Source organism: Streptomyces sp. GC420 (genome assembly GCF_009916105.1).
Taxonomy (GTDB): domain Bacteria; phylum Actinomycetota; class Actinomycetes; order Streptomycetales; family Streptomycetaceae; genus Streptomyces.
The window spans coordinates 1-4,948 of the sequence record NZ_JAAAXQ010000491.1 but is presented as its reverse complement, the minus strand read 5'-3'; the positions used below and the strand labels follow the sequence as shown (position 1 = coordinate 4,948).

The 4,948-nt window shown below is 70.6% G+C and carries 4 protein-coding genes and 1 pseudogene; 3 read left to right on the top strand and 2 right to left on the bottom strand.

The annotated features are described in order from the left end of the window. Positions 1–341: 341 nt before the first annotated feature. Both GUY61_RS34670 and GUY61_RS34665 read right to left on the bottom strand, forming a co-directional pair. Complete coding sequence (locus GUY61_RS34670) at positions 342–785, bottom strand: SRPBCC family protein (protein WP_166634298.1); 444 nt, start codon at positions 783–785, stop codon at positions 342–344. Positions 786–1,037: 252 nt separating this feature from the next. Then, a pseudogene (locus GUY61_RS34665) lies at positions 1,038–1,259 on the bottom strand (VOC family protein); the annotation flags it as partial. A 171-nt stretch (positions 1,260–1,430) separates the two neighbouring features. Between GUY61_RS34665 and GUY61_RS34660 the strand changes: the two are divergent. The 3 genes from GUY61_RS34660 to GUY61_RS34650 all read left to right on the top strand — a co-directional run. Continuing rightward, positions 1,431–2,465, top strand: a complete 1,035-nt coding sequence (locus GUY61_RS34660) for an Rv2578c family radical SAM protein (RefSeq protein ID WP_166634297.1) — start codon at positions 1,431–1,433, stop codon at positions 2,463–2,465. 210 nt (positions 2,466–2,675) lie between these two features. Next, positions 2,676–4,283 carry an alpha/beta hydrolase gene (locus tag GUY61_RS34655; RefSeq protein WP_166634296.1) on the top strand — a complete coding sequence of 536 codons (1,608 nt, stop codon included), beginning with the start codon at positions 2,676–2,678 and terminating at the stop codon, positions 4,281–4,283. Positions 4,284–4,368: 85 nt separating this feature from the next. Next, a partial coding sequence (locus GUY61_RS34650; RefSeq protein ID WP_166634295.1) for a GNAT family N-acetyltransferase occupies positions 4,369–4,948 on the top strand: 580 nt, incomplete at its 3' end.

Sequence of the window (4,948 nt, the reverse complement as noted above, 5' to 3'; positions counted from 1 at the left end):
GGAATGGACTCGCCGGTGCCGGGCGGCGCCTGCGTGGAGTTGATCCGCCCGTGTTCCTTCACCAGAGTGACCCCGCCCACCTGCTGCTCCCCTTTGTCTCACGCCTGCGCGGCACATTTCTCGCATCGCGCGACAACAAGGAGCAAGTGCGACGAGTCGCCTCAACCGACCCGCACAGGTGGCCTTGTGGCCGGTGGGAGCCGTGCGGGCAGACAAACGCGCACCGCGGAAGTCCACCCGATCCGGTGATCGCGGCCGGGCCCTGGAGACCAGAGCCCGGCGGGGGACGGTGGAACCGCGGGAGCGCGGGACTGCTGGACCGCAGGACGCGGGCCGGGGTGCTACTTCTCGAGCTCGGCGGCGAGCCTGTTGAGCAGGTCGTCGTAGATGCGGGCGAGGCCCTTGGGAGCGAAGGTCCGTTCGAAGAAGCCGCCGATGCCTCCGGCACCGTTCCAGACGGTGGTCACGACTGCTCGGGACTTGCCCTCACCGGCGGGGGTGACCCGCCAGGTCGTGACCATCGAGGAGTTGCGGTCCTTCTCCACGAGTTCGCCGTCGGTGGGCTCGGTGACCTCCAGCAGGCAGTCGCGGACGCGCTTGCTGGTGGCCTGGAGCTTCCAGTGGACGAGCGTGCCCTCGCCATCGCCGCCCTCCCTGACCTCGTACTCGCTGAAGTGACCGGGGAGGACCCTGGCCCGGGTGCCGCTGTAGTCGGCCAGGGCGTCGAACACCGTCTCCGGGTCCGCGGCGATGATGCGTTCGGTCGTGGCCTCGACCTGCGCCATGACTGTCCTCCAGGGGGGTGGCCCGGGGAAATTCCGGGAGTTTCGTCGACTGTGGCGGCAAGCCAACCATCTGACGCTCCTGCCCCCAAATCGGGGAGGGCGTATCGCAGCGCGCGGGGAGGCGCGACACGCCCGCGAGCGCCCCCGGAGCGCGGCCCGCATGTCGCGAGTCAGGAAGTCGGCAGAGTCTGGTCTTGCCCGGGTCGGGATTCTCCACCTCCGAAAGGGACCCATCGTCGTGTTCGCGCGGGCGTGGTTGACGGTCTTGCCCTCGGGCACGCGCGCGAATGTCAACGTCGGCGGTACGGGGCCGGGGCAGTTCCTGCCTTCAGGCACCACAGGGGAGCCGATTGTGACAGTTCCTTCGCCTTCGTCTTCGTCCTGCACCTCGTAGTCAAGGACCGAGCACCAGAACCGGGCGAGACCGTGGGGATCGGCACAGTCGATCGCAAGCTCGGTGAACTTACTGGCCATGTCAGGACCTCCCGGGCGAGTTGATTTTCGTACTTCAGCATGCCGAAGAACCGCTCGACCACCCGTTGGTGCGGCCCGTCATTGGGGCCGGGCAGCGAACCGGCCTCGCCGGACGCACGATCATGGGAACAGATGTTCTATTGTGTGCCCAGTGCTACGGAGGAGCTGTTCATGCGCTGGGACAATCTGGCTGACGAGACATCCACCGGCGAGGCGGCCGCCCTGTTCGGCGCCGAGGCGGTCACGACGCGAACGTTCGACACACCCGAGTTCCGTGGCATCACCTTCCACGAGGTCCGGGCCAAGTCGATCCTCAACCGGGTTCCCGGGGCCTCCCGAATGCCGTTCGAGTGGACGGTCAACCCCTACCGCGGGTGCTCCCACGCGTGCGTCTACTGCTTCGCGCGCAAGACCCACAGCTATCTCGACCTCGACACCGGGCTCGGCTTCGACAGCCAGATAGTCGTCAAGACCAACGCGCCCGAGTTGCTGCGCAGCCAGCTCGCCTCCCGCCGCTGGCTGGGCGAGCACGTCGCGATGGGCACCAACGTCGACTGCTACCAGCGCGCCGAGGGCCGCTACCGGCTGATGCCCGGCATCCTGACCGCCCTGCTCGACCGCGCCAACCCCTTCTCCATCCTCACCAAGGGCACACTGATCCTGCGCGACCTGCCGCTGCTCCGGCGGGCGGCCGAGGTCACCGAGGTCGGCATCTCGGTCTCGGTCGGCTTCACCGACCAGGAGCTGTGGCGGACCCTGAAGCCGGGCACGCCCTCCCCGCGGCGGCGGCTGGACGTCGTACGGGCCCTCACGGAGCAGGGCATCGGTGTCGGGGTGCTGATGGCCCCGGTCGTCCCGTTCCTCGGCGACCACCCCGACCAGCTGCGGGCGACCGTGCGCGCCATCGCCGAGGCCGGGGCGACGTCGGTGACGCCACTGGTGCTGCACCTGCGGCCGGGCGCACGGGAGTGGTTCATGTCCTGGCTGACCCGGCACCATCCGCATCTGGTACGCCGTTACGAACGGCTGTACGCCGAAGGGGCGTACGCGCCCAAGTGGTACCAGCGCCGGGTCACCGGCCATGTGCACGAGCTGGCACGCGAGTTCGGCATCGGTCCCTCGCATCCCGGGACACCGCGGCGCGTTCCGGTGGCCCCGGAGCCCACGCTCGCCGAACCCGAGCCCACCCAGCTCACCCTGCTCTGACCCGCGCCTTGCCAATCCTGACAAGATCTTGACCTGACCTCGCACAGCCCCCTGACCTGGTGTCATAGTCCTTGCCACAGCGGGCAGTCGGGGCGACTCGCCGTGTTTTCGGAGCTGAACCGCCCCTTCCGGCCCGCTTTTCGGGGACGATGCGGCGGTGGCCGTGTCGATCGCGGCCTCGAACACCGAACATCCGTCGAGGGAGGCCCGATGAAGAGACGCGCGATCGCGCTGTGCTCAGTCGCCGCCGCGGTGGCCGGAATGATCACGGCCGTCCCGTCCGCGGCAAGCGCGGATTCCGCCGCGTCCGCCGCGTCGCGCACGTCCGCGCTGAAGTGGACCGACTGCGCGACCGAGAACTACCCGACGCTCCAGTGCTCCTCGGTCGAGGTTCCGCTCGACCACGGCAGCCCGAGGGGCAAGAAGATCACCCTGGCGCTGTCCCGCGTCCCGCACACCGCGAAGAAGTACCAGGGCCCGCTGCTGGTCAACCCCGGTGGCCCCGGCGGCAGCGGACTGACACTGGCCGGTTACGTCGCCCGCTCGCTGCCGAAGGACATCGCGGCGCAGTACGACGTCATCGGCTTCGACCCGCGCGGGGTGGGCGACAGCGAGCCCGCCCTGGACTGCCGTCCGGGCCACTTCGACCCGGTCCGGCCGGACTCGGTGCCCGGCACCGCCAAGACCGAGAAGGCGAACCTCGCCCGGGCGAAGGCCTTCGCCGAGTCCTGCGGCAAGAAGTACGGCAAGCTGCTGCGGTACCTGGACACGGTCAGCGCGGCCAAGGACATGGACCTGATCCGCCGGGCCCTGGGCACGAAGAAGATCAACTACTTCGGGTACTCGTACGGCACCTACCTGGGCGCCGTCTACGCCAAGCTGTACCCCGAGCGCGTCAGGCGCGCGGTCCTCGACTCCATCGTCGACCCGACCGGCGTCTGGTACGAGGACAACCTGAACCAGGACTACGCCTTCGACGCCCGCCACAAGGCGTTCGCCGCCTGGGTCGCCAAGCACGACGCGGCTTACGGGCTCGGCACCGACCCGGCGAAGGTCGAGGCGGCCTGGTACAAGGTGCGCGCGGCCGCGGCGAAGAGCCCGCTGGGCGGCAAGGTCGGTGCCGCCGAGTTCGAGGACACCTTCATCCCCGGCGGCTACTACAACGGGTACTGGCCGTTCCTGGCCGAGGCGCTCGCGGCGTACGTCAACGGCAAGGACGCCGAACCGCTCGTCGAGGCGTACGGTTCCTTCGCCTCCGTCGACGCGGACGGGGACAACGGCTACAGCGTCTACGCGGCCGTGCAGTGCCGGGACGCCTCCTGGCCGCGCGACTGGAAGACGTGGCGCCACGACAACTGGAAGGTCCACGAGAAGGCGCCGTTCATGACCTGGAACAACGCCTGGTACAACGCACCGTGTGCCTTCTGGCCCGTCAAGCCCCTGAAGCCGGTGGACGTCTCCAACAAGAAGCTGCCGCCGGTGCTGCTCTTCCAGGCGACCGACGACGCGGCGACCCCGTACCAGGGCGGCGTGGTCGTCCACCGCAAGCTGCGCGGCTCCAGCCTGGTGGTCGAGCAGGGCGGTGGCAACCACGGCATCACGCTCAGCGGCAACACCTGCCTGGACGACCACCTCGCGGCCTACCTGGCCACCGGCGAGGTTCCGCGCGGCGGTTCCGGCGCGGCGGACGCCATCTGCTCGGCCCTGCCCGACCCGGAGCCGCTGGAGGCGGCCGCGGCGTCCCGCGGGCCGAGTGCGGCGCAGAGCGGCGGCGGGACGGCGTCCACGCTGCACGGCATGATCGGGTTCCGTTCCTGAGAAAAACCCGGTGAGCGGCGGCGGGCGCGTGCACAAGGATGGGAGTCATGACACTTCCCCTCCGCGGGCACGCGCCCGTCGGCGCATGCTGATCCGGGAGATGACCGAGGCGGACTGCGAGGCGGTCGCGGCCGTTCGCACCGCCGGCTGGCGGACGGCGTACGCGGGCCTGCTGCCCCCGGCGTACCTCGCCTCCCTCGACCCGGCGGAGAACGCCTCCCGCCACCGCGCCCGTCTCGCCGGAAGCGACGGCACCGTCGTCGACCTGCTCGCGGAACGCGGGGGCACGGTGGTGGGCTGGGCATGCTTCGGCCCGTACCGCCCGGCCGGGACACCCGGCGCCGGCGGGAACGCGGCGAGCACGGCGGACGCCGAGCTGTACGCGCTCTATGTGGACCCGGAGCACTGGTCCACCGGAGCCGGACGCGCCCTGATGGACGCGGTGCTCGGCCGCTGCAGGGCCGCGGGCCGCCCCCGCGTCCTGCTCTGGGTGCTGGAGGGCAACGCCCGCGCCCGCCGCTTCTACGAGCGGTCCGGTTTCGGGCCCGACGGCGCGCGGGAGCCCTTCGCCGCCGGGGGCGTCACGGTGCCCGAGGTGCGGTACGTGCGGGTGTCAGGCCGTCACCCGGGCCAGGGCGGCCGAGGCCGCCGCCGCGAGGCGGGGG

Coding starts and splice junctions, on each gene's coding strand:
- GUY61_RS34670 (WP_166634298.1), bottom strand. CDS start 785: ATGGCGCAGGTCGAGGCCACGACCGAACGCATCATCGCCGCGGACCCG.
- GUY61_RS34660 (WP_166634297.1), top strand. CDS start 1,431: ATGCGCTGGGACAATCTGGCTGACGAGACATCCACCGGCGAGGCGGCC.
- GUY61_RS34655 (WP_166634296.1), top strand. CDS start 2,676: ATGAAGAGACGCGCGATCGCGCTGTGCTCAGTCGCCGCCGCGGTGGCC.